This is a genomic window from Streptomyces sp. NPDC057002 (assembly GCF_042673825.1).
In the GTDB taxonomy this organism is placed as follows: Bacteria; Actinomycetota; Actinomycetes; order Streptomycetales; family Streptomycetaceae; genus Streptomyces.
Genome location: NZ_JBHURZ010000008.1, coordinates 40283 through 64084, shown reverse-complemented (window position 1 = coordinate 64084; position 23802 = coordinate 40283). Strand labels below are relative to the sequence as shown.

General features: G+C 71.0%; 14 protein-coding genes. 11 read left to right on the top strand and 3 right to left on the bottom strand.

All coding sequences use genetic code 11. From position 1 onward, the window contains the following. The first annotated feature begins 57 nt into the window (after positions 1-57). Both ACFT32_RS33490 and ACFT32_RS33485 read left to right on the top strand, forming a co-directional pair. A complete protein-coding gene (locus tag ACFT32_RS33490) occupies positions 58-1752 on the top strand; it encodes a PucR family transcriptional regulator (protein WP_382496779.1) in 1695 nt (564 codons plus the stop codon). A 129-nt stretch (positions 1753-1881) separates the two neighbouring features. Beyond that, positions 1882-3327 (top strand): aldehyde dehydrogenase family protein, encoded by a 1446-nt coding sequence (locus ACFT32_RS33485; RefSeq protein ID WP_382497405.1) that lies wholly within the window; start codon positions 1882-1884, stop codon positions 3325-3327. A 97-nt stretch (positions 3328-3424) separates the two neighbouring features. Here ACFT32_RS33485 and ACFT32_RS33480 read toward each other — a convergent pair whose 3' ends face one another. After that, positions 3425-6262: a glycoside hydrolase family 3 C-terminal domain-containing protein gene (locus tag ACFT32_RS33480; RefSeq protein WP_382496777.1), complete on the bottom strand. Its 2838-nt coding sequence runs from the start codon at positions 6260-6262 to the stop codon at positions 3425-3427. A 323-nt stretch (positions 6263-6585) separates the two neighbouring features. Between ACFT32_RS33480 and ACFT32_RS33475 the strand changes: the two genes are divergently transcribed. From ACFT32_RS33475 to ACFT32_RS33450, 6 genes are all read left to right on the top strand, one after another. Then, positions 6586-8265 (top strand): extracellular solute-binding protein, encoded by a 1680-nt coding sequence (locus ACFT32_RS33475; RefSeq protein WP_382496775.1) that lies wholly within the window; start codon positions 6586-6588, stop codon positions 8263-8265. A 26-nt stretch (positions 8266-8291) separates the two neighbouring features. Then, positions 8292-9329 carry an ABC transporter permease gene (locus ACFT32_RS33470; RefSeq protein ID WP_382496773.1) on the top strand — a complete coding sequence of 346 codons (1038 nt, stop codon included), beginning with the start codon at positions 8292-8294 and terminating at the stop codon, positions 9327-9329. Next, positions 9326-10276: a carbohydrate ABC transporter permease gene (locus ACFT32_RS33465; RefSeq protein WP_382496772.1), complete on the top strand. Its 951-nt coding sequence runs from the start codon at positions 9326-9328 to the stop codon at positions 10274-10276. The genes ACFT32_RS33470 and ACFT32_RS33465 overlap by 4 nt, the downstream gene beginning before the upstream one ends. 138 nt (positions 10277-10414) lie before the next feature. After that, positions 10415-12616 (top strand): 1,4-beta-glucanase, encoded by a 2202-nt coding sequence (locus ACFT32_RS33460; protein ID WP_382496770.1) that lies wholly within the window; start codon positions 10415-10417, stop codon positions 12614-12616. Beyond that, on the top strand, positions 12616-14595 hold the full coding sequence (locus ACFT32_RS33455) for a beta-galactosidase (RefSeq protein ID WP_382496768.1): 1980 nt from the start codon (positions 12616-12618) through the stop codon (positions 14593-14595). The genes ACFT32_RS33460 and ACFT32_RS33455 overlap by 1 nt, the downstream gene beginning before the upstream one ends. Before the next feature lie 135 nt (positions 14596-14730). After that, complete coding sequence (locus ACFT32_RS33450) at positions 14731-15444, top strand: hypothetical protein (protein WP_382496766.1); 714 nt, start codon at positions 14731-14733, stop codon at positions 15442-15444. 71 nt (positions 15445-15515) lie between these two features. Here the strand turns inward: ACFT32_RS33450 and ACFT32_RS33445 are convergent, their stop codons facing one another. Together ACFT32_RS33445 and ACFT32_RS33440 are read right to left on the bottom strand one after the other, a co-directional pair. Then, the gene (locus tag ACFT32_RS33445; RefSeq protein ID WP_382496765.1) at positions 15516-17558 is read right to left on the bottom strand and encodes a TIM-barrel domain-containing protein; all 2043 of its coding nucleotides are present in this window, start codon (positions 17556-17558) and stop codon (positions 15516-15518) included. A 71-nt stretch (positions 17559-17629) separates the two neighbouring features. Further along, complete coding sequence (locus ACFT32_RS33440) at positions 17630-18643, bottom strand: LacI family DNA-binding transcriptional regulator (protein WP_382496763.1); 1014 nt, start codon at positions 18641-18643, stop codon at positions 17630-17632. A gap of 333 nt (positions 18644-18976) precedes the next feature. On the opposite strand from ACFT32_RS33440, the gene ACFT32_RS33435 reads away from it, so the two are divergent. From ACFT32_RS33435 to ACFT32_RS33425, 3 genes are all read left to right on the top strand, one after another. Beyond that, positions 18977-20914 (top strand): acyl-CoA dehydrogenase family protein, encoded by a 1938-nt coding sequence (locus ACFT32_RS33435; protein ID WP_382496762.1) that lies wholly within the window; start codon positions 18977-18979, stop codon positions 20912-20914. 348 nt (positions 20915-21262) lie between these two features. Then, positions 21263-22444: a 1-deoxy-D-xylulose-5-phosphate reductoisomerase gene (gene dxr, locus ACFT32_RS33430; RefSeq protein ID WP_382497404.1), complete on the top strand. Its 1182-nt coding sequence runs from the start codon at positions 21263-21265 to the stop codon at positions 22442-22444. Positions 22445-22452: 8 nt separating this feature from the next. Further along, entirely contained in the window at positions 22453-23745 is a 1293-nt protein-coding gene (locus tag ACFT32_RS33425) for a M50 family metallopeptidase (RefSeq protein ID WP_382497402.1), read from the top strand. The last annotated feature ends 57 nt before the right edge of the window (positions 23746-23802 follow it).

Sequence of the window (23802 nt, the reverse complement as noted above, 5' to 3'; positions counted from 1 at the left end):
CGCGACGGCCAAAAGAGCACAAAGATCACACAGCCCTGACGCAGACCTGAAGGCCTCATGCCCCCGACGCTCGCCTCGCTCGTCCATCACTCCGCGCTGAAACTGACCGTGCGGGCGGGCGAAGACCGCCTCGACGTGCCGGTGCGCTGGGCACATGTCAGCGAGCTGGCCGACCCCGTGCCCTACATGGAGGGCGGGGAACTGCTGCTGATGACCGCGCTCAAGCTGGACGCCGAGGACCCGGAGGCCATGCGCCGTTATGTGCGGCGGCTGGCCGGGGCCGGAGTGGTCGGGCTCGGCTTCGCCATAGGGGTCAACTACGAGGAGACGCCCAAGGCGCTCGTCGACGCGGCCGGGGAAGAGGGCCTGCCGCTGCTGGAGGTGCCGCGCCGCACCCCCTTCCTCGCCATCAGCAAGGCCGTGTCCGCCGCGATCGCCGCCGACCAGTACCGGGCCGTCACGGCCGGGTTCGCCGCCCAGCGCGAGCTGACCCGGCAGGCCCAGACCGGCGGGCCGGAGGGGCTGCTGTCCGCGCTGGCCTCGCAGGTCGACGGGTGGGCGGCGCTGTACGACGCCTCGGGCGCCGTCGTCGCCACGGCACCGGAGTGGGCCGGACGGCGGGCCGCCCGGCTCACCGGAGACGTCGAGCGGCTGCGGGAGCGGCCGGCGCCCGCCTCCTCGGTGGTCGGCGGGCCGGAGAACGAGGACCGGGTCGAGCTCCACACCATCGGCACGGGCCGCCGCCCTCGCGCGGCCCTGGCGGTCGGCACGGCCGCCGCCCTCGGCACCGCCGAGCGCTACGCCGTCCACTCGGCCATAGCGCTGCTGACCCTGACCACGGAACGCTCCCGGTCCCTCCAGGCAGCCGAACAGCGGGTCGGCGCGGCGGTGCTGCGCATGCTGCTGGCCGGGGAGCCGGACCATGCGCGAACGGTCGCCGGGAGCCTGTACGGCGGGCTGCTGGACGCGCCGTTCCGGATGCTGGTCGCGGAGCGGGTGCCGGTGTCGGCGTCGGCCGCGCTGGCCCGTGCCGAGGCTCGGGCGGGCGCCCCGGCCGTGGAGCGGCCGTCCGCCGCCGCGCTCGCCGCCGCCGACACCGGCGGCGACCCCCTCGCGGCCCTGGCCGACGTCATGGAGTCCGCCGCGGCCCGGGCCGGCGAGGCCGTCCTGGTGGTGCCCGAGGGGGAGCGGCTGGTGGTGCTGGCCGCGGACCGCGGCGCAGCCGCCGCGGCCTGCGGGGAGTACGCGGCCGCCTTGGAGACGGCCCGGGCCGGCACACGCGAGAAGGCGCCGGGCGGCGAGGAGGCCGAGCTGGTCGTGGGCCTGTCGGCACCGGCCGGGCCCATCGCCGCCTCCTCCGCGTACAAGCAGGCCGAGCAGGCCCTGTCGGTGGCGCGGCGGCGGGGACGCGTCCTGGTGGAGCACGAGCAGATGGCGGCCGGATCCGTGCTGCCGCTGCTGGCGGACGACGCGGTGCGGGCCTTCGCCGACGGGATGCTGCGGCCGCTGTACGAGCACGACGCCACGGGCCGCGGCGACCTCGTCGCCTCCCTGCGCGCCTGGCTCTCCCGGCACGGCCAGTGGGACGCGGCGGCGGCCGACCTCGGCGTCCACCGGCACACCCTGCGCTACCGCATGCGCCGCGTCGAGGAGATCCTCGGCCGCTCCCTGGACGACCCGGACGCGCGGATGGAGCTCTGGCTGGCCCTCAAGGCGACGACCACGGAACCGGCCCCGTCCGCCAAACCGTAGTGTTCGCGTCCGGTACTGCTACACCCCGGACAAACGCCTCTCGGCCATTCCGCCCCTACCGTGGGAACCCGCAGCACTGGACCACCCCCGACGCCGAAGGGCCGGAACCCCGCTATGCCGAAGAACAATGTGGCAGCCACCCACGCCTTCTGGCTCGCCGGCCGCCAGGCCACCGGCGAGGACACCTTCGACGTCAGCTCCCCGTGGGACGGGCGGCTCGTCGGCCGGGTGAGCGTGCCGACGGACGCGCAGGTCGAAGAGGCCGTGGCCGCCGCGTACGCCGTGCGGGACGAGTTCGCCGCCACCCCGGCCCATGTGCGGGCCGCCGCCCTCGACCACGTCAGCAAGCGCCTCGTCGAGCGCACCGAGGAGATCGCGCAGCTGATCTCCGCCGAGAACGGCAAGCCGCTGAAGTGGGCGCGCGGCGAGGTCGGACGGGCCGTGTCCGTCTTCCGGTTCGCCGCCGAGGAGGCCCGGCGCTTCAACGGCGGCGAGGCCCAGCGCCTCGACACCGACCTGGGCGGCCAGGGCCGGCTCGCCCTCACCCGCCGCTTCCCGAAGGGCGTCGTGCTCGGCATCGCGCCCTTCAACTTCCCGCTCAACCTCTGCGCCCACAAGATCGCCCCGGCCATCGCCGCCGGCGCGCCGATCATCCTGAAGCCGGCCCCGGCCACCCCGCTGTCCGGCCTGATCATCGGCGAGCTGCTGGCCGAGACCGAGCTGCCGGCCGGCTCCTGGAGCGTCCTGCCCGTCGCCAACGACAAGATGCCGGCCCTGGTGCAGGACGAGCGCCTGCCCGTCATCTCCTTCACCGGCTCCGAGAAGGTCGGCTACGCGATCATGGACTCGGTGCCGCGCAAGCACTGCACCCTGGAGCTGGGCGGCAACGGCGCGGCCGTCGTCCTCGCCGACTGGGCGAGCGACGAGGACCTGGACCGGGCGGCGCAGCGCATCGCCACCTTCTCCAACTACCAGGGCGGCCAGTCCTGCATCTCCGTCCAGCGGGTCATCGCCGACGCCTCGGTCTACGACCGGCTGCTGCCGCGCGTCGTCGCCGCCGTCGAGGCCCAGGTCACCGGTGACCCGGGCGACGACGCGACCGACGTCGGCCCGCTGGTCAGCGAGGACGCCGCCCAGCGCGTCGAGACGTGGGTCCAGGAAGCCGTGGACGCCGGTGCCGCGCTGCTCACCGGCGGCAAGCGGGACGGGGCCTCCTACGCGCCGACCGTCCTGGCCGACGTACCGGCCGATGTCACGATCTCCTGCGAGGAGGTCTTCGGGCCGGTCCTCACCGTGCAGAAGGTGAACGGCGAGGCCGAGGCCTTCGCCGCCGTCAACGACTCCAAGTACGGCCTCCAGGCGGGCGTCTTCACACACGACCTCCAGACGGCCTTCCGTGCCCACCGGGCCCTGGAGGTCGGCGGTGTCGTCGTCGGCGACGTGCCGTCCTACCGCGCCGACCAGATGCCGTACGGCGGCGTCAAGCAGTCCGGCGTGGGCCGCGAGGGCGTGCGGTTCGCCATGGAGGACTACACCTACGAGCGCGTGCTGGTCCTGACCGGAATCGACCTCTAGCTCATGGGAACCATTTTCATATAGGCTTGGCGAAGAGGCCCGGCACCGATGCCTTCCGGTGCCGGGCCCCTTCTGTGTGCCGGCCTGCTCCGGACCCTCAACCGGAGAAGCCGACGTGCGCGAGCCGCAACGGGCCGCGCAGCCTGAGACGGACGTCGTGCACGCCCGCGGCGGCGACGGACGCGCCGAGCGAGACGTAGTCGTAGGGGCCCGATGTCGGTCCGGCGGTCGACAGCGCCGCGAGGGCCGGGCCGCCGCCGAGGGACACCTCGACCGTGCCCTCGCCTGCCACCTCCACCGTCACCTCGGTGATGCCGCGGCCGAAGTCGCAGTCGCGGTAGAGCAGTTCACCCGTGGCCCCGTCCACCGGCGTCACCGCGTCACCCGACACCTTCGTACGGTCGACGATCTCGATGCCGCTCTGCTCGTCGAAACCGGCCGCGGCCAGACCGCCCGCCAGGACCGTGCGCGGCAGGGTGGGCTCGCCGTCCAGCGTGACGGTCGTCCGCAGCCGGACGTCCTCGCTGGAGGCCCCGGCCAGCAGCTCGTACGCGCCCGGCTCCACGCGCCACCGGTCCTGGGCGACGTCCCAGAACGCGAAGGCGGTCAGCGGAACCTCGAAGCTCAGCTCCGCCGTGGCGCCGGGGGCGAGAGCGACGCGACGGTGGTCCAGCAGCTCGCGGCGCGGACGCGGCACGGACGGGTCGACGGCGCGCGTGTAGAGCTGGGCGACCTCGTCGGCCGTGACGTCACCGGTGTTCGTGACCCTGAACGAGACGTGCAGCGCGCCCTCCTCGACCCGCGTCGTCAGGCCGTCGTAGGCGAACGACGTGTACGACAGGCCGTGTCCGAACGGGAACAGGGGCGTGCCCTCGAAGTACAGATACGTCTGGCGGGCGCCGATCACGTCGTAGTCGAGGAGGCCGGGCAGATCGGCGTCGTCGGCGTACCAGGTCTGCGGCAAGCGGCCTGCGGGGGAGACGTCGCCGGCCAGGACGCGGGCCAGGGCGGTGCCGGCCGCCTGGCCGCCGTGTGCCGTCCACAGCACGGCCGGGAGGGAGGCGGGGTCGACGGCGTACGGGTAGGCGGAGACCAGCGCCAGCACGGTCGCCGGGTTCGCCGCGCGGGCGGCCCGCAGCAGCCGTTCCTGGTGCTCCGGCAGACGCAGGGTCGTACGGTCCTCCGTCTCGCGGCCGTTGATGTGCGGGTCGTTGCCCGCGACCACCACGACCACGTCGGCCTCCGCGGCGGCCCGCGCCACCGCGTCCTCGCCGCGCTCGGCGAAGACCAGCTCGAACACCTCGGGATCTTCCGCGGCAACCTTCACGCCGTCGGCGGAGACACACACGTGGCGACCCGACCCCAGGTGCTTCAGGAGGTGCCCCTTCTCATGCGGTTCCAGGCGGAACGTCTCCTGGACGACCCAGCCGCCCGGCTGGTCGGCGGAGGCGCGGACATGACCGTCCTCGGCGACCGAGAGGTAGCGGCCGTCGGGCGCGCGCAGCGTCAGCACGCCCTCGCCCCAGTCGGCCAGCGCCAGTTCGGTGCCGGTCGCGTCGGTGGTCAGCGCGGGCAGGTCGGTGCGGCCCGCGAGCAGCGCCGGGTCGAGCGCTCCCTCGGCGCCGCGCACCTCGTCGGCGGCGTCCGCCACCGCCGGCACGTGCAGGAACGCGCCCGCGGAGGTCTTCAGCCGGACCCGGTCCACACCCTCCGCGAACTCCACCCGCTCCGCGCCGAACCTCTCGTACAGGCCCTCCAGCGGGGTGGAGCGGTGAATGAGCGTGCCGCTGTACCAGTCGAGCTTGCACTCGTCGGCGAGCAGACCGACCACGACGATACGACTGTCCGGGGCGAGCGGGAGCACCCCGTCGTTCTTCAGCAGCACGACGGCCTGCTCGGCCGCCTCCTGGGCGAGGGCGCGATGCCCCGGGGAGTCGAACTCGCTGGTCGCGTCGTGCGGGTCGTACTCCGGGTCGAACTCGCCGAGGCGGAAGCGGACCGAGAGCTGGCGGCGGACGGCCGTGTCGAGGTCGGCCTCGGTCAGCAGACCGCGCTCCAGGGCGCCGCGCAGCCGCCCGGTCATCTGCGAGGAGTCCGTGCCGTGGTCGGTGAAGCTGTCGACGCCCGCCACGAGGGAGGCGGCGGTGGCCTCCTCGTGGGTGTCGAAGTAGTGCTCGGAGTCGACCAGGTTGCTCGGCGCGCCCGCGTCCGAGCAGACCAGCAGCTCCTCGTCGGTCCAGGCCCGCAGGTGCTCGGCCAGGTACGGGGAGACGTGGTTGGGGCGGCCGTTGACCAGGTTGTACGCGGGCATCACCCCGGCCACCGCACCCGCCTCGACGGTCTCGCGGAAGGCCCGCAGGTCGTACTCGCGCAGCACGCGCGGGCGCACCGAACTCGATGTCGTCGACCGGTCCGTCTCGTTGTTGTGGGCGAGCCAGTGCTTCAGCACGGGCGCGGTGCGCCAGTAGGTGGGGTGGTCGCCCCGCAGACCGTGCGTGTAGGCGGTGGCGATCGCCGAGGTGAGCTTCGGGTCCTCCGAGTAGCCCTCCTCGTTGCGGCCCCACAGGGGGTGGCGCAGCAGGTTGACCGTCGGGGCCCAGACGTTGAGCCCGACCCGGTCGTCCTTGGCGCGCATCGCGCGGACCTCCTTGGACACCGCGTCGCCGACCCGCCGCACCAGCTCCGGGTTCCAGGTGGCGCCGAGGCCGACCGCCTGCGGGAACACCGTCGCCGGGCCCATCCACGCCACACCGTGCAGGGCCTCCTGGCCGGTGCGGAAGGCGGCGATGCCGAGCCGCTCGACGGCGGGCGCGAACTGGTGCGGGAAGGCGGTCTTCTCCTCCCGTGTGAGCCGCGACAGGAGGTCGTCGATCCGCTTCGCGAACGGCAGGCGCGGATCGCGGAACGGCGGCGTGGGCGGCGTGTGTGCGGTCACGTGGGGATCCCCTTGCGATGGATCGGCGGGGCACTTTCGAAGCGCTTCGATGCTGGGTCGGCGACGGGTCGGGTGTCAAGGGATCAGCTCTGTCCCTTCAAGCAGTGCATGCGGAAAGTCTCCTTTCATACCGGGGAGGAAGTTTGGGAACGACCCTTGTGCACCCTGGTGTGTTCACTTAACCTCACACAACATCGAAGCGCTTCGACTACAGAAGCCCCGGGCAGGTCGACAGCTCGCTTCGGCTCAGCCAGTTCCACTCGAGACACCGCAGCCGACGGCTCTCCGCCGGGTGTCCTGGTGTGCCATGAAGGGTTGACGCAATGACGCCGAACGCCGCCTCCTCCGGACCGAGCCGGAGATCCTTCCTCGCCTCCACGGCGGTCGCGACCGCGGCCGTGGCCGGCGGGATGCCGTTGCTCGCCGCCTGCGGCGGTTCGGACAGTGGCTCGCGGGACGGCACCACGTCGGGGAAGTCTGCGAAGAAGCTGCTGCCCGCGTACGTCGCCAGCAACGTGGTGAGCCCGGACATCCCGTCCAAGAACGGCTCGGCCATGGGCTTCACGAGCAAGCTCGCCCTGTCCGACCTCAAGACGGCGGTGCCGAAGAAGCTGGGCAAGGGCAGTGCCATCAAGATCATGTCGCCGTTCTGGGGCACGCCGCCGAAGGGCGACAACCCCTACTACAAGGCGATGAACGATCTGATCGGTGTCGACATCTCCTGGCAGAACCAGGACGGCAACACCTACGACGAGAAGCTGGGAGCGGTGCTCGCCTCCAGCGACCTGCCGGACGTCGTGGTCATCCCCAGCTGGAACATGGGCGGCAAGATACCCAGCGCCATCATCAGCAAGTTCGCCGACCTCGGCCCCTACCTGTCCGGGGACGCGGTCAAGAAGTACCCGAACCTCGCCGCCGTCCCGAGCGGCGCCTGGCAGTACTCCATCTTCGGCGGCCAGCTGCGCGGCCTGCCCCAGCCGGCCCCCTCCGTCGTCGGCATCGTGCCCCTCTACCGCAAGGACGTCTTCGACAAGGAGGGCTGGGACCTCCCCACGTCCGCGGACGAGTTCCTCGCCCTCGCCAAGGAGATCACCCGGCCCAAGGCCAAGGTGTGGGCCTGCGACGACATGAAGTGGACCGCCTTCAACGTCTTCGGTGTGCTCTCCGGCAGCGAGAAGCCGCTCGGCTGGAACCTGACGGACGGCAAGCTGGTCTACCGCGTCGAGACCGAGGAGTACCTCGAGGCCCTGGAGTGGACACGCAAGCTCTACTCGGCCGGCGTGGTCCACCCCGACGCCAAGGCGGCCAACCAGGGCACGGCGGGCGACCGCTTCTCCTCCGGCCAGGTCCTGATCTACAACCAGAACATCTCGGACTGGTGGGGCAAGATGGCCGAGCAGGCGGGCCAGAACACCGACTTCCGCATCTCCGGCATGGACATCTTCGGCGCCGACGGCGGCGACCCCACGCTCTGGGCCGGCTCGCCCGCCGGCATCTTCGCCTTCGTCAACAAGAAGGCGTCCAAGGCCGTCGTCGAGGACATCCTGGCCGCGGCGAACGTCACCGCCGCCCCGTACGGCACCAAGGAGTACATGCTCACCAACTACGGGGTGGAGGGCACGCACTACACCGTCAAGGACGGGGTGCCCACCAAGAACGACAAGGGCAACCAGGAGGTCATCAACGCCTATGTGATGCTCGCCAGCCCCGCCCCGACCATCGCGCACCCGGATCTCCCGGACATCGCGAAGGAGCAGGTCGAGTGGCAGCAGCGGATGGGCGCCTTCACCAAGAAGTCCACCTTCTGGGGCATGCAGATCACCGAGCCCGCCCGCTACACCAACCTCTCCAACGACTTCGAGCAGCTGGAGGACGACGTCGTCCGCGGCCGCAAGAAGATCAGCGATGTGCAGCAGGCCGTCGCCGAATGGAAGAAGCAGGGCGGCGACAAGCTGCGGGACTGGTACCAGAAGCTGCACGACACCAACGGTTCCGCGCAGTGACCGGGCGCTGAGGCAAGGAGTAGGCCGTGTCCCACAGCACGGTGCCTCGCAGCAGGGCCGAGGCGAAGACGAACGAGGCGGACCCCCGCGCGGCGGACGCCCCCGCCGGGGGCCGGCCGGGGAAGAAACCCTCCGGCAGACTGAGCCTCCGCCTGCGGTTCCGCCGGGACCGCACCCTGATCCTGATGACCCTGCCCGCCATCGCGCTGGTCCTGGTCTTCAACTACATACCGATCCTGGGCAATGTCGTCGCCTTCCAGGAGTACGACCCCTACGTCAGCGACAACGGTTTCGTCGCGATGCTGGAGAGCCCCTGGGTGGGTCTTGAGCAGTTCGAGCGGATCTTCGCGGACTCGGCGTTCTGGGACGCCGTGCAGAACACGCTCGTGCTGTTCGTCCTCCAGCTGGTGCTGTTCTTCCCGATCCCGATCGTGCTCGCGCTGCTCATCAACAGCGTGATCAGGCCCCGGGTGCGGGCGGTGTCGCAGGCGATCCTGTACCTGCCGCACTTCTTCTCCTGGGTGCTGGTCATCACCGTCTTCCAGCAGATCTTCGGCGGGGCCGGCATCATCGCGCAAACCCTGCGCGAGCACGGCTACGAGGGCTTCGACCTCATGACCGACCCGGGGATCTTCAAGTTCCTGGTGACGGCGGAGGGCGTCTGGAAGGACGCGGGCTGGGGCATCATCGTCTTCCTCGCCGCGCTCGCCTCCGTGAGCCCCGACCTCTACGAGGCGGCGGCCATGGACGGGGCCGGGCGCTGGCGCCGTATGTGGCACGTCACGCTGCCCGCGCTGCGGCCCGTGATCGCCCTGCTGCTGGTGCTGCGGGTCGGTGACGCGCTCACCGTCGGCTTCGAGCAGATCCTGCTGCAACGCGACGCGGTGGGACCGGGCGCGTCGGAGGTCCTCGACACCTATGTGTGGTGGAACGGCGTCCGCAACCAGGACTTCAGCTACGCGGCAGCCGCGGGCCTCGTCAAGGGCCTGGTGAGCGTGGCGCTCGTCCTGGCCGCGAACAAGGTGGCCCACTTCATGGGCGAGCAGGGGGTGTACAAGAAGTGACCGCCGTCATGGACAAGGCCGCCGTCGAGGAGGCGGCGCGTGAACCCCGCTGGTGGCAGGCTCCGCCGCGGCCCGTCTGGGACGACGCGCCCAACAAGGCCGGGATCGCGGGCAAGGGCATCGTCCTGGCCGGTGCCTGTCTCGCCGTCCTGTTCCCGCTGTGGATCGTCATCGTCACCAGCCTCTCCTCGAAGCAGACGATCACGGAGGCCGGCGGACTGGTGCTGATCCCGAAGGGCATCACCTTCATCGCCTACCAGGAGTTGCTGAGCGGCGGGCAGGTGACCCGGGCCGCGATCGTCAGCGTGTGCGTCACGCTGGTCGGCACGGTGTTCTCCATGACGGTGTCGGTGCTGGCCGCCTACGGCCTGTCCCGCAGTGGCTCGCTCGGGCACCGCTGGCTGCTGATGACGCTGCTCGCGACGATGTTCTTCGGAGCCGGGCTCATTCCGACGTATCTGCTGGTGCAGTCGCTCGGGCTGACCGACACCTATCTCGCGCTGATCCTGCCGAGTGCGGTGAGCGTGTTCAACATTCTGGTGCTGCGCGGGTTCTTCATGGGGATCTCGCCGGAACTCGTCGACAGCGCGCGGATCGACGGGGCGGGGGACTGGCGGATTCTCTGGCAGATCGTGATGCCGCTGTCCCGGGCCGTCATCGCGGTGATCACGTTGTTCTACGCGGTCGGTTACTGGAGTGCCTGGTTCAACGCGTCGATCTATCTGAGCGACCAGGACATGATGCCGTTGCAGAACGTCATGATCCAGCTGGTGCAGAAGCAGGAGGCGCCGGTGGGGGTGAGTCAGGCGATCAAGACCGGGCAGATTTCCGGGCTGGCGATTCAGATGGCCGTGATGGTGATGGCGTTGCTGCCGGTCGCTGTGATCTCGCCGTTCGTCCAGAAGCATTTCAAGAAGGGCATGCTCACGGGGGCCGTCAAGGGGTGACGCCCCTTGAGTGAATTCTCGCCGTAGGGCTGTCGGTTGTTCGTTGTCTGCGGCTGCGTCGTGGTTGTTCGCGCAGTTCCCCGCGCCCCCGAGAAGGGGCATCCACCCCTCCCTGTCGTGTAAGGACCGAGGTACGTCATGCCCACATTCCACCTCAGCAGACGGTCTGTGCTCGCCGGGACCGCCGCCACCGCCGCTGTCGCCGCCCTTCCGGTCGCCCAGGGCAGCGCGCGGGCCGCCGCTCCGGCGGGGACCGGGTACCGCTGGCGCAATGCGGTCCAGGGCGGCACCGGGTTCGTCACCGGTGTGCTGTTCCACCCCTCGGTCCGGGGACTCGCCTACGCCCGTACCGACATCGGGGGCGCCTACCGCTGGGACGACCGGACCGACCGGTGGGTCCCGCTGACCGACCACATCGGCTGGGACGACTGGAACCTGCTCGGCGTGGAGGCCATGGCCGTCGACCCGGCACACCCGAACCGGCTGTATCTCGCCCTCGGTACGTACGCGCAGTCCTGGGCCGGCAACGGGGCCGTGCTGCGATCGGAGGACCGTGGGGCCACCTGGCAGCGCACCGACCTCACCGTGAAGCTGGGGGCGAACGAGGACGGGCGTGGGGGCGGGGAGCGGCTGCTCGTCGACCCGCGCGACAGCGACACCCTGTGGCTCGGCACCCGGCACGACGGACTGCTCAAGTCGACCGACCGGGGCGCCACCTGGAAGGCCGTGAGCTTCCCGGCCACGCCGAGCGCCACCGGCCAGGGCGTCACCCTCCTGGTCGCGGCGGGCCGTACGGTCTACGCCGGCTGGGGCGATTCCGACGGCACGGCCGGAAAGCCCAACCTGTACCGCACGTCCGACGGCACGACCTGGGAGGCCGTCCCGAAGCAGCCGGCCGGCATCGCCGCCAGGGTGCCGATCCGGGCGGCGTACGACCGGCACACCCGCGAGCTGTACGTGACGTACGCCAACGCCCCCGGCCCCAACGGCCAGTCCGACGGAAGCGTGCACAAGCTGCGGACGACGGACGGGAAGTGGAGCGAGGTCACGCCGGTGAAGCCCGGCGGGGCGACGGAGGACGGGGGGACCGACTCCTTCGGGTACGGCGGTGCCGCCGTCGACGCCCGCAGGCCCGGCACCGTCGTCGTCTCCACCAACAACCGCTGGGCGCTGGTCGACACCCTGTACCGGACCACCGACGGCGGCCGCACCTGGAAGTCCCTGAAGGACAAGGCCGTCCTGGACGTGTCCGAGACGCCGTACCTCGAGTGGGGCGCCGGCAAGCCCAAGTTCGGCTGGTGGATCCAGGCCCTCGCCGTCGACCCGTACGACTCCGAGCACATCGTCTACGGCACCGGCGCGACCCTCTACGGCACCCGCGACCTCAAGCACTGGGCCCCGCGGATCCGGGGCCTCGAGGAGGCGTCCATACGCCAGCTGATCTCCCCTCCGGCCGGAGAGGCGCATCTGATCAGCGGGTCCGGGGACATCGGCGTGATGTACCACGAGCGGCTCACCGCCTCCCCCTCCCGCGGCATGGCGTCCAACCCGGTGTTCGGCACGGCGACGGGACTCGCGCTGGCCGCGGCCAAGTCGTCGTACGTCGTGCGAGCGGGATGGGGAGACAACGGCAACGGCGCCTGGTCGAACGACGGCGGCAAGACCTGGGCACCCTTCAAGGCCCAGCCGCCCATGGCCAAGTCGGCGCCGGGGCCGATCGCCACCAACGCCGACGGCAGCGTGCTGCTGTGGTCCTTCGGCACGGCCCATCCGGGATTCCGCTCGGCGGACAACGGCGTCACCTGGTTCGAGGTCGCCTCCTTCCCGAAGGGCGCCGTCCCGGTCGCGGACCCGGTCGACGCGACGCGCTTCTACGCCTTCGACACCACGACCGGGACGCTCCACGCCAGCACCGACGGCGGCAGGACCTTCACCGCGCGGGCCACCGGCCTGACCTCGGGCGACAGCGAGTTCCAGCTGGCCGTGGCGCCGGGCCGCTCGGGCGACCTCTGGCTGAGCCTGAAGTGGAACGGGCTGTACCGCTCCACCGACGGCGGCGCCACCTTCACCAAGGTCGCCACCTGCTGGGCCTCGTACACCCTCGGCTTCGGCAAGGCCGCCGAGGGCGCCTCCTACCCGGCCCTCTACCTGGTCGGCTCCACCGAGAGCATCACCGCCGTCCACCGCTCCGACGACGAGGCGAAGACCTGGACCCGGATCAACGACGACTGGCACCAGTGGGGCTGGATCGGCGCGACCATCGCCGGCGACCCGCGCATCCACGGCCGGGTCTACATCGCCACCAACGGACGCGGCGTGCAGTACGGGGAGCCCGCCTGATGTCCGAGCGACAAGGGCCTGCCCTGAGCGACGCCACCCGGGGCCGGCTCCTCTTCGGCGGCGACTACAACCCGGAGCAGTGGCCTCAGGAGACCTGGCACGAGGACGTCCGGCTGATGAAGGGCGCCGGCGTCAACTCCGTCACCCTCGGCGTGTTCTCCTGGTCGAAGCTGGAACCGGCGCCCGGGGCACGGGAGTTCGGCTGGCTGGACACGCTGATGGACCTCATGCACGAGAACGGCATCGGGGTCGTCCTCGCCACCCCCACCTCCTCGCCCCCGCCCTGGATGGGCCGGCTGCACCCCGACACCCTGCCCGTCACCGAGGACGGCCGCACCGAGTGGTGGGGCGGCCGCCAGCACTTCTCGCACTCCAGCGCCACCTACCGGCGCTACGCCGCCGCGATCACCGAGGGTCTGGCCGCCCGCTACGGCGGCCACCCGGCTCTGACGATGTGGCACATCAACAACGAGTACTGCACCTTCGACTACGGCGACCAGGCCGCCGCCTCCTTCCGGCGCTGGCTGCGCGAGAAGTACGGCACGCTCGACGCCCTCAACGAGGCCTGGGGCACCGCCTTCTGGAGCCAGGGCTACGACACCTGGGACGGCATACTGCCGCCCCGTCTGCCCCACTACATGCGCAATCCCGGCCAGGTCCTGGACTTCCGGCGTTTCACCTCCGACATGCTCCTGGAGTGTTACGTCGCCGAGCGCGACATCGTCCGGCGCCACACCCCGCACCTTCCGGTCACCAGCAACTTCATGCCGCTGTGGTTCGGCCAGGACGCCTGGCGCTGGGCGGGGGAGGAGGACGTCGTCTCCGTCGACCTCTATCCCGACCCGCGCGATCCCCTCGGCGCCCAGAACGGGGCCCTGGTGCAGGACATGACCCGTTCCCAGGCGCGCGGGCCGTGGATGCTCATGGAACAGGCGGCCGGGCCGGTCAACTGGCGGGGTGTGAACCACCCGAAGCCCCGGGGCCTCAACCGGCTGTGGTCACTCCAGGCCGTGGCCCGGGGCGCCGACGCCGTCTGCTACTTCCAGTGGCGGCAGTCCCGGCAGGGCGCGGAGAAGTTCCACTCCGGCATGGTCAGCCACGCCGGGGAGGAGGGCCGTACATACCAGGAGGTCAAGCGGCTCGGAGCGGACCTGGCGAGGATCGCCCCCGAGGTGACCGGCCGGCACATCACCGCGAACGTCGCCGTCCTGCACGACTGGAACGCCTGGTGGGCAGGCGCCCAGGACGGACGCCTGTCCTCCCGGGTGGACTACCCGGACGTGCTGCGCGCCTGGCACAAGGCCCTCTGGCAGGCCCACCTCACCACCGACTTCGCCCACCCCGAGCACGATCTGACGCCGTACTCGATGGTCGTCGTGCCCCAGCTGTACGCGCTCACCGACGCGGCGATCGGCAACCTCCTCGCCTACGCCCGCGGCGGCGGCACCCTCGTCTGCGGCTTCCTGACCGGCGTCGCCGACGAGGACGACCGGGTGCGCCCCGGCGGCATGGACGCCCGGCTGCGGGAGCTGTTCGGCATCCGCACGCTGCACGAGTGGTGGCCGCTGGACGAGGGGGAGACCGTCGCCTGCGAGGACTTCCTGGGCACGCTGTGGTCCGAGGAGATCGAGCCCGCCGAGCCCGACCACACCACCCTCTACAAGGGCGGCGAACTGGACGGCATGCCCGCCGTGCTGCGCAAGGACCGCGCCTGGTACCTCTCCACCCTCCCGGAGCCGGAGTCGCTGCGCGACCTGCTGGCCCGGATCGCCGACGGCGCGGGCGTCCGGCCCGTGCTCGACGGCCTTCCCGGGCAGGTCGAGGCCGTGCGCCGGGGCGAGCTGCTGTTCGTGCTCAACCACGGCCGCGAGCCGGTGACCGTCGAGGTCCCCGGCACCCACCACGACCTGCTGACCGGCACGGCCGTCACCGACCGGGTCACCCTCGCCCGCTACGAGGCGGCGGTGCTCCGGCCATGACCGCCTCCGCCCCCGTCCTCGAACTGCGGACTTCCACCGGCACAGAATCCCTCCACCTGGTCGCCGGAGAAGACCACGTCCTCACCTTGAGGTCGTGGTAGTTCCCTCATCCCCCCACCCCATGGAAGGGACACCATGGCATCACGCACCTTGAGCAGGGTCAGCAAGGCCCTGCTCGCCCCGGCCCTGGCCCTCGGCGCGACCGTCGCCCTGGCCTCCGCCCCCGCCTCGGCCGCCGTCTGGAACTCCTGCGACCAGTGGGGCAACACGAACCTGAACGGCTACACGCTCTACAACAACATCTGGGGCGGCGGCGCCGGCGCCCAGTGCATCTGGGCCAACTCCGGCACCAACTGGGGCGTCAACGCCAACCACCCCAACACCGGTGGCATCAAGTCCTACCCGAACCAGACGAAGGCGATCAACAAGTCCATCACCTCGCTGGGTTCGCTCTCCAGCAGCTACAACGTCAGCGTCCCGTCGTCCGGCGCGTACAACACGTCGTACGACATCTGGGACACCGACCACGACTACGAGATCATGCTCTGGGTCAACAAGACCGGAGCCGTCGGCCCGATCGGCACCTCGCAGGGCAGCGTCAGCCTCGGCGGCCACTCCTGGAACGTCTTCAAGGGCACCAACGGCGCCAACGAGGTGTTCTCGTTCATCCGCACCTCCAACTCCAGCTCCGGCACGGTGAACATCCTGCCGATCCTGAAGTGGATCAAGGACACCAAGGGCTGGATGGGCAACGAGACCATCGGTGACGTCCAGTTCGGCTACGAGATCACCTCGTCGTCCGGCGGCCTGGACTTCCGCACCAACAGCATGACCGTCAGCAGCAGCTGACGCCGGACCGGGGGCCGGGGCCGACCACCGTCAAGGGCGGTCGGCCCCGGCTCCCACCCCTCGCGACACGGCTACTCCGCTACCGGCAGCCGTGCCCCGTCCCGCAGAAAGAGCGGGATGCGGTCCAGCGGGGCGTCGACCGTCACGGCCCGGCCGCCCTCGTACGTATCGCCCGTCCACGCGTCCGTCCAGACGGCCCCCGCCGGCAGATACGCCGTACGGGCGGTGGCGCCGGCGGTCAGCACCGGGGCGACCAGCAGATCCGGGCCGAAGAGGTAGGAGTCGTCCACCGACCAGGCGGCCTGGTCGTCGGGGAACTCCAGGAACAGCGGCCGCATGACGGGCAGCCCCTCCTCGTGGGCCGCGCGCATCACGTCCAGCACATACGGCTTCAGACGCTCACGCAGCCGCAGGTACTTCTCCAGGACGGCCCCGGCCTCCTCGCCGTACGACCACACCTCGTTCGGGCCGCCCGTCATCTCCGGGCCCAGCGGCATGCCCGGGTCGCGGAAGCCGTGCAGCCGCATCAGCGGGGACAGCGCGCCGAACTGGAACCAGCGCACCATCACCTCCCGGTACGCCGGATCGTCGGGGTCGCCCCCGTGGAAGCCGCCGATGTCGGTGTTCCACCACGGGATGCCCGACAGGGCCGTGTTGAGGCCGGCCGCGATCTGGCGGCGCAGGGTCGGGAAGTCCGTGCCGATGTCACCCGACCACAGGGCGGCGCCGTAGCGCTGACTGCCCGCCCACGCCGAGCGGTTGAGGGTGACGATCTCCTCCTCGCCGGTCGCGAGCAGGCCCTCGTGGAAGGTCCGGGCGTTCTCGGCCGGGTAGGCGTTGCCGACCTCCAGGCCCGGGCCCGCCCAGTAGCGCAGGTTCTCCTGGAAGCCCGGCTTCAGCTCCGGCTCGCAGGCGTCCAGCCAGAACGCCGTGATGCCGTACGGGTCGAGGTAGTTCTCCTTCACCTTCGACCACACGAACTCCCGGGCGTCCGGGTTGGTGGCGTCGTAGAAGGCCACCTGGACCGTGGAGGCGACCTCCTTGTCGGGCCAGTCGGCGTGCGCCATCGGGCCGTACTGGGTGCCGATGAAGTACCCGCGCTGCTCCATGACCGCGTGGTTCTCGCTCAGCGGCGACACCGACGGCCAGACGCTCACCACGAGCTTGATGCCGAGCTCGTCCAGCTCGCGCACCATCGCCCCCGGGTCCGGCCACTCCTTAGGGTCGAACTTCCAGTCGCCGAGGTGCGTCCAGTGGAAGAAGTCGCAGACGATCGCGGAGACGGGCAGTCCGCGCCGCTTGTACTCCCTCGCCACCGCCATGAGTTCGTCCTGCGTGCGGTAGCGCAGCTTGCACTGCCAGAAGCCCGCCGCCCACTCCGGCAGCATCGGCGTCCGGCCGGTCACCGCGCTGTAGCGGCTCTGGGCGCCGGACGGGTCGCCCGCCGTGATCCAGTAGTCGATCTGCCGTGCCGAGTCGGCGACCCATCGGGTGCCGTTGTGCGCCAGCTCCACACGGCCGATCGCCGGGTTGTTCCACAGCAGCGTGTAGCCCCGGCTGGAGGTGAGCACCGGGATACCGACCTCGGCGTTGCGCTGGACCAGGTCCAGCACCAGGCCCTTCTGGTCGAGCCGCCCGTGCTGGTGCTGGCCGAGGCCGAACAGCTTCTCGTCGTCGTAGGCGGCGAAGCGCTGCTCCAGACGGTGGTGGCCGTTGCCCACGGCCGTGTAGAGGCGGGAGCCGGGCCACCAGAAGTGCGCGCGGTCCTCGGCGAGCAGCTCGGCGGAGTCCTCCGTCCGCAGGAAGCGGACCAGGCCCTCGGCGTTCACCTCGACGGTGAGCGCGCCGACCGTCAGCTGTCCCCGGCCGTCCTCGATCTTCACCGTGGACGGCGTCGCGGGAGCCTCGTCGAGCAGGGCGCCAGGGAGCCCCTCGAGGACCGGGCCGCCCAGCCGGGCACGCACCCGGACCGCGTCCGGACCCCACGGCTCGATCCGTACGGTCTCCTGGCGGCCGCTCCACTCCAGCGCGCCGTCCCGCTCGCGGAACGTACCGACGGTGGGGGAGGACTGCGCCAGGCTCACCTGGGGCTGGGTTTCAGCAGGCTGATTCACGAGGCGGGCTCCTGTGCGGAAGCAGACATGGGGGTGCCCTGGAAGGGGCGCTGTTCAAGGGCGGGGAGTGACTACGGCCGGGCCGGCGCCGGCCCCGTGCTCGTCCGTACCGTCAGCTCGGGCGCGATCAGCACGACCTCGTCGCTGCCGCGCCCTTCCAGCTTGGCGACCAGGTGTTCCACCGCGTGCCGGCCCATCTCCTGCGCGGGGATGGCGACCGAGGTGAGCCGCACGGATGCCTGTGTCGCGACCTGGTCGGGGCAGATCGCGACCACCGACACGTCCTCCGGCACGGCCCGGCCCTGCTGCCGCAGCAGGGCGAGCAGCGGCTCGACCGCCGACTCGTTCTGCACGATGATCCCGGAGGTGTCCGGGCGCTCGTCGAGGATCCGGGCGAGGGTCACGGCCATCGCGTCGTAACCGCCCTCGCACGGCCGGTGCAGCAGCCGCACTCCCAGCTCCCGGGAACGCGACCTGAGCCCGTCGAGGGTGCGTTCGGCGAAGCCCGTGTGCCGCTCGTAGACGGCCGGGGCCTCGCCGATGACGGCGATGTCCTGGTGCCCCTGCTTCGCCAGGTGCTCCACACACAGGGCGCCCGTCGCCCGGAAGTCCAGATCGACGCAGGTCAGACCGGAGGTGTCGGCGGGCAGACCGATGAGCACGGACGGCTGGTCCGTCGCGCGCAGCAACGGCAGCCGCTCGTCGTCGAGCTCGACGTCCATCAGGATCATTCCGTCGGCGAGCCCGCTCCCGGCGACGCGGCGCACCGCGTCGGGGCCCTCCTCACCGGTGAGCAGCAGCACGTCGTACCCGTGCGTGCGGGCGGAGGTCGCCACCGCGATGGCGATCTCCATCATCACGGGCACGTACATGTCCGTGCGCAGCGGGATCATCAGCGCGATGATGTTCGACTTGCTGCTGGCCAGGGCGCGGGCCCCGGCGTTCGGGTGGTACCCGAGCTCGCGGATGCTCCGCTCGACCCGCTGCCGGGTGCTGACGGAGATGGACCGCTTGCCGCTGAGGACATAGCTCACCGTGCTCGCCGAGACTCCGGCGTGCTGGGCGACCTCGGCGAGGGTGACCATCCAGCTCTCCAAGCTTTGTGAAGCGCTTCGACAATGCGCATTGCTGATATGGGTGGGTGAGGGTGGTTCGACAGTAGCTCCAGCAGGAGTACGTGTCCATAGGTTGTCGAAGCGCTTCGATACCGATTTCCGGGGCGGGTGTGGGGAGGGGGGCAGTCTCCCGGAAGGCGCTCCGGCGCACCACCGCCCTCAGGCGTGCGGCAGAGCCGGGCCTTCGGCTGAACGGACGCGCGAGGACTGGTGGGAGCGTCCGGTTTCGGGTACCAACGATCCAGTAGCACTGGTCGGTAACGTACAGTCCTCAATTACCCTAGTTGCGGCGAGGTGCCCCTCATGTCCGCTTCCACTCCCTCTTCCCGTCCCGCCGTCACCGAGCGGGAGGCCCGCGAGGTGGCGGAGGCCGCCCGGGAACAGCACTGGCGCAAGCCCAGCTTCGCCAAGGAGCTGTTCCTCGGCCGCTTCCGGCTCGACCTCATCCACCCCCACCCGCTCCCCGGCGACGAGGCGGCCCAGCGCGGCGAGGAGTTCCTCGCCAAGCTCCGCGACTTCGTCGAGACGAAGGTGGACCCGGCCGTCATCGAGCGCGACGCCAGGATCCCCGACGAGGTGATCGACGGCCTGAAGGAGCTCGGCGCCTTCGGCATGAAGATCGACACCAAGTACGGCGGGCTCGGCCTCACGCAGGTGTACTACAACAAGGCCCTCACCCTGGCCGGCTCCGCCAGCCCCGCGATCGGCGTGCTGCTCTCCGCGCACCAGTCGATCGGCGTGCCGCAGCCCCTGAAGCTGTTCGGCACGCAGGAGCAGCGCGAACGCTTCCTGCCGCGCTGCGCCCGCACCGACATCAGCGCCTTCCTGCTCACCGAACCCGACGTCGGCTCCGACCCGGCCCGCCTCGCCACCACCGCGGTGCCCGAGGGCGACGACTACGTCCTCGACGGCGTGAAGCTGTGGACCACCAACGGCGTCGTCGCCGACCTGCTGGTCGTCATGGCCCGGGTGCCGAGGAGCGAGGGCCACAAGGGCGGCATCACCGCCTTCGTCGTGGAGACGAACTCGCCGGGCGTCACCGTGGAGAACCGCAACGCCTTCATGGGCCTGCGCGGCATCGAGAACGGCGTCACCCGCTTCCACCAGGTCCGGGTCCCCGCCGCCAACCGCGTCGGCGAGGAGGGCCAGGGCCTGAAGATCGCCCTGACCACGCTCAACACCGGGCGGCTCTCCCTGCCGGCCTCCTGTGTCGCGGCCGGCAAGTGGTGCCTGAAGATCGCCCGGGAGTGGTCGGCGGTCCGCGAGCAGTGGGGCAAGCCCGTCGCGCACCACGAGGCGGTCGGCTCCAAGATCTCCTTCATCGCGGCCACCACCTTCGCCCTGGAGGCCGTGACGGACCTGGCCTCGCAGATGGCCGACGAGGACCGCAACGACATCCGCATCGAAGGCGCCCTCGCCAAGCTGTACGCCTCCGAGATGGCCTGGACGATGGCCGACGAACTCGTCCAGATCCGCGGCGGACGCGGCTTCGAGACGGCCGAGTCCCTCCGGGCCCGCGGCGAGCGCGGCGTCCCCGCCGAACAGCTCCTGCGCGACCTGCGCATCAACCGCATCTTCGAGGGCTCCACGGAGATCATGCACCTGCTGATCGCCCGCGAGGCCGTCGACGCCCACCTCTCGGTCGCCGGCGACCTCATCGACCCGGAGAAGTCCCTGGGCGACAAGGCGAAGGCCGGCGCCAACGCGGGCGCCTTCTACGCCAAGTGGCTCCCCAAGCTCGTCGCGGGTCCGGGCCAGCTCCCCATGTCCTACGGCGACTTCAAACACGGCGTGGACCTCTCCGGGCATCTGCGCTATGTCGAGCGCACGTCCCGCAAACTCGCCCGTTCCACCTTCTACGCCATGTCCCGCTGGCAGGGCCGGATGGAGTCCAAGCAGGGCTTCCTCGGCCGGATCGTCGACATCGGCGCCGAACTGTTCGCCATGAGCGCGGCCTGCGTACGCGCCGAACTCCTGCGCGGCCAGGGCGACCACGGCCGTGAGGCCTACCAGCTCGCCGACGTCTTCTGCCGCCAGGCCAGGATCCGCGTCGAGGAGCTCTTCAACCGCCTGTGGACCAACACCGACGACCTCGACCGCAAGGTCGCCAAGGGCGTGCTGTCCGGCACGTACGAGTGGCTGGAGCAGGGCATCGTCGACCCGTCGGGCGACGGCCCCTGGATCGCGGACGCGACCCCGGGAGCCTCCCAGCGGGAGAACCTGCACCGCCCGATCCGGTAAACCCGGCCCTCCCAGGGGCGCGAGCTGTTGTGGCGCGCGCCCCTGGGAGGGGGATGCGCTGTCCTCACCCGCCGCCCTTACGGCAACAATGGAGGAATGAGCGACAGTCCAGCCCCCTCAGGGCACGGGCCGCAAGCCCCGTCTGCCCCGCGACGCCATGCACGCACTCTCGCCGCGCCGGGCGCCACCCCCGGTACGTCCAGTACAGGGGACGACGCCCGGCACGCCGAGAGCACGGACCTGACGCCGCAGGGCCCGCCCTCCGGGCGGACGACGGGGCTTGCGCCCCGTGCCCTGGCCGACCCGCACCTCGTCTACGACCCTGTCGCGGGCGACGGCCCGAAGGACGTGGTGATCCTCGGCTCCACCGGGTCCATCGGCACCCAGGCCATCGACCTCGTGCTGCGCAACCCCGACCGCTTCCGGGTCACCGGCCTGTCCGCCAACGGCGGCCGGGTCGCCCTTCTCGCCGAGCAGGCGTACCGGCTGCGGGTGCCCACGGTCGCGGTCGCGCGCGAGGACGTCGTACCGGCCCTGCGCGAGGCGCTCTCCGCGCAGTACGGCACGGGCGAGCCGCTCCCCGAGATCCTCGCCGGCCCGGACGCGGCCACCCGCCTGGCGGCAGCCGACTGCCACACCGTCCTCAACGGCATCACCGGCTCCATCGGCCTCGCCCCGACCCTGGCCGCCCTGGAGGCGGGCCGCACCCTCGCGCTGGCCAACAAGGAGTCGCTCATCGTGGGCGGCCCGCTGGTCAAGGCCCTCGCCAAGCCCGGCCAGATCATCCCGGTCGACTCCGAGCACGCGGCCCTCTTCCAGGCCCTGGCCGCCGGCACCCGCGCCGACGTCCGCAAGCTGGTCGTCACGGCCTCCGGAGGCCCCTTCCGCGGCCGCACCAAGGAACAGCTGGCGAACGTCACCGTCGAGGACGCCCTCGCACACCCCACCTGGGCGATGGGCCCGGTCATCACGATCAACTCCGCGACCCTCGTCAACAAGGGCCTGGAGGTCATCGAGGCGCACCTCCTCTACGACATTCCCTTCGACCGCATTGAGGTCGTCGTGCATCCGCAGTCGTATGTCCACTCGATGGTTGAGTTCACGGATGGATCGACACTGGCCCAGGCGACCCCGCCCGACATGCGCGGGCCCATCGCCATCGGCATCGGCTGGCCCGAGCGCGTCCCCGACGCCGCCCCCACCTTCGACTGGAGCAAGGCCTCGACCTGGGAGTTCTTCCCGCTCGACAACGAGGCCTTCCCCTCGGTGAACCTCGCCCGGCACGTCGGCGAGCTCGCGGGCACCGCCCCCGCGGTGTTCAATGCGGCCAACGAGGAGTGCGTGGAGGCGTTCCGCCAGGGCGGGCTGCCCTTCAACGGCATCATGGAGACCGTCACCCGGGTCGTCGAGGAGCACGGCACCCCGCGTACGGGAACCTCGCTCACCGTGTCGGACGTCCTCGAAGCGGAGACCTGGGCGCGGACCCGGGCCCGGGAACTGGCGGCACAGACGGCGGAGGCCCGTGCATGACGACCCTGATGTTCATCCTCGGCATAGTTCTGTTCGTGGTCGGCCTGCTGTTCTCGATCGCGTGGCACGAGCTGGGGCACCTGTCGACCGCCAAGCTGTTCGGCATCCGCGTGCCGCAGTACATGGTCGGCTTCGGCCCGACCATCTGGTCCCGCAAGAAGGGCGAGACCGAGTACGGGATCAAGGCCATCCCGTTCGGCGGCTACATCCGCATGATCGGCATGTTCCCGCCCGGCCCCGACGGCCGGCTGACGGCGCGCTCCACCTCCCCCTGGCGCGGCATGATCGAGGACGCCCGCACCGCCGCCTACGAGGAGCTCAGGCCCGGCGACGAGAACCGCCTGTTCTACACGCGCAAGCCCTGGAAGCGCGTGATCGTGATGTTCGCGGGCCCCTTCATGAACCTGGTCCTCGCGGTGGCGCTGTTCCTCGCCATCCTGATGGGCTTCGGCATCACCCAGCAGACGAACACCGTCAGCTCCGTCTCCCAGTGCGTCATCGCCCAGAGCGAGAACCGCGACAAGTGCGAGAAGGGCGACCCGGCCAGCCCGGCCGCCGCCGCCGGCCTGAAGGCGGGCGACAAGATCGTCTCCTTCAACGGCGTGCGCACCGAAGACTGGAACAAGCTGTCCGACCTCATCCGCGCCACCCCCGGCCAGGAGGTGCCGATCGTCGTCGACCGCAAGGGCCAGGACGTCACCCTGCAGGCGAAGATCGCCACCAACCAGGTCGCCAAGAAGGACTCGAGCGGGCAGATCGTCGAGGGCCAGTACGTCCAGGCCGGCTTCCTCGGCTTCAGCGCGGCCACCGGCGTGGTCAAGCAGGACTTCGGCGAGTCCGTGAGCTGGATGGGAGACCGGATCGGCGACGCCGTCGACTCCCTCGCCGCCCTCCCCGGCAAGATCCCGGCGCTGTGGAACGCGGCCTTCGACGGCGCGCCCCGTGAGGCCGACTCCCCGATGGGCGTGGTCGGCGCGGCCCGCGTCGGCGGCGAGATCTTCACCCTGGACATCCCGCCGACCCAGCAACTGGCCATGGCCCTCATGCTGGTCGCCGGCTTCAACCTCTCCCTGTTCCTGTTCAACATGCTCCCGCTGCTGCCGCTCGACGGCGGCCATGTCGCGGGCGCGCTCTGGGAGGCGCTGCGCCGCAACACCGCCAAGGTGCTGCGCCGGCCGGACCCGGGCCCCTTCGACGTGGCGAAGCTCATGCCGGTCGCCTACGTGGTCGCGGGGATCTTCATCTGCTTCACGATCCTCGTCCTGATCGCGGACGTCGTTAACCCGGTGAGAATCTCCTAGTCATACGCGGTTCGAGGCGGCCCGGCACAGTTTGTGCCGGGCCGCCTCCCATTGAGT

What these genes read in the sequence shown, in the direction of transcription:
- ACFT32_RS33490 (WP_382496779.1), top strand. Translation starts at nt 58, where the DNA reads ATGCCCCCGACGCTCGCCTCGCTCGTCCATCACTCCGCGCTGAAACTG.
- ACFT32_RS33475 (WP_382496775.1), top strand. Translation starts at nt 6,586, where the DNA reads ATGACGCCGAACGCCGCCTCCTCCGGACCGAGCCGGAGATCCTTCCTC.
- ACFT32_RS33460 (WP_382496770.1), top strand. Translation starts at nt 10,415, where the DNA reads ATGCCCACATTCCACCTCAGCAGACGGTCTGTGCTCGCCGGGACCGCC.
- ACFT32_RS33455 (WP_382496768.1), top strand. Translation starts at nt 12,616, where the DNA reads ATGTCCGAGCGACAAGGGCCTGCCCTGAGCGACGCCACCCGGGGCCGG.
- ACFT32_RS33450 (WP_382496766.1), top strand. Translation starts at nt 14,731, where the DNA reads ATGGCATCACGCACCTTGAGCAGGGTCAGCAAGGCCCTGCTCGCCCCG.
- ACFT32_RS33440 (WP_382496763.1), bottom strand. Translation starts at nt 18,643, where the DNA reads ATGGTCACCCTCGCCGAGGTCGCCCAGCACGCCGGAGTCTCGGCGAGC.
- ACFT32_RS33435 (WP_382496762.1), top strand. Translation starts at nt 18,977, where the DNA reads ATGTCCGCTTCCACTCCCTCTTCCCGTCCCGCCGTCACCGAGCGGGAG.
- ACFT32_RS33425 (WP_382497402.1), top strand. Translation starts at nt 22,453, where the DNA reads ATGTTCATCCTCGGCATAGTTCTGTTCGTGGTCGGCCTGCTGTTCTCG.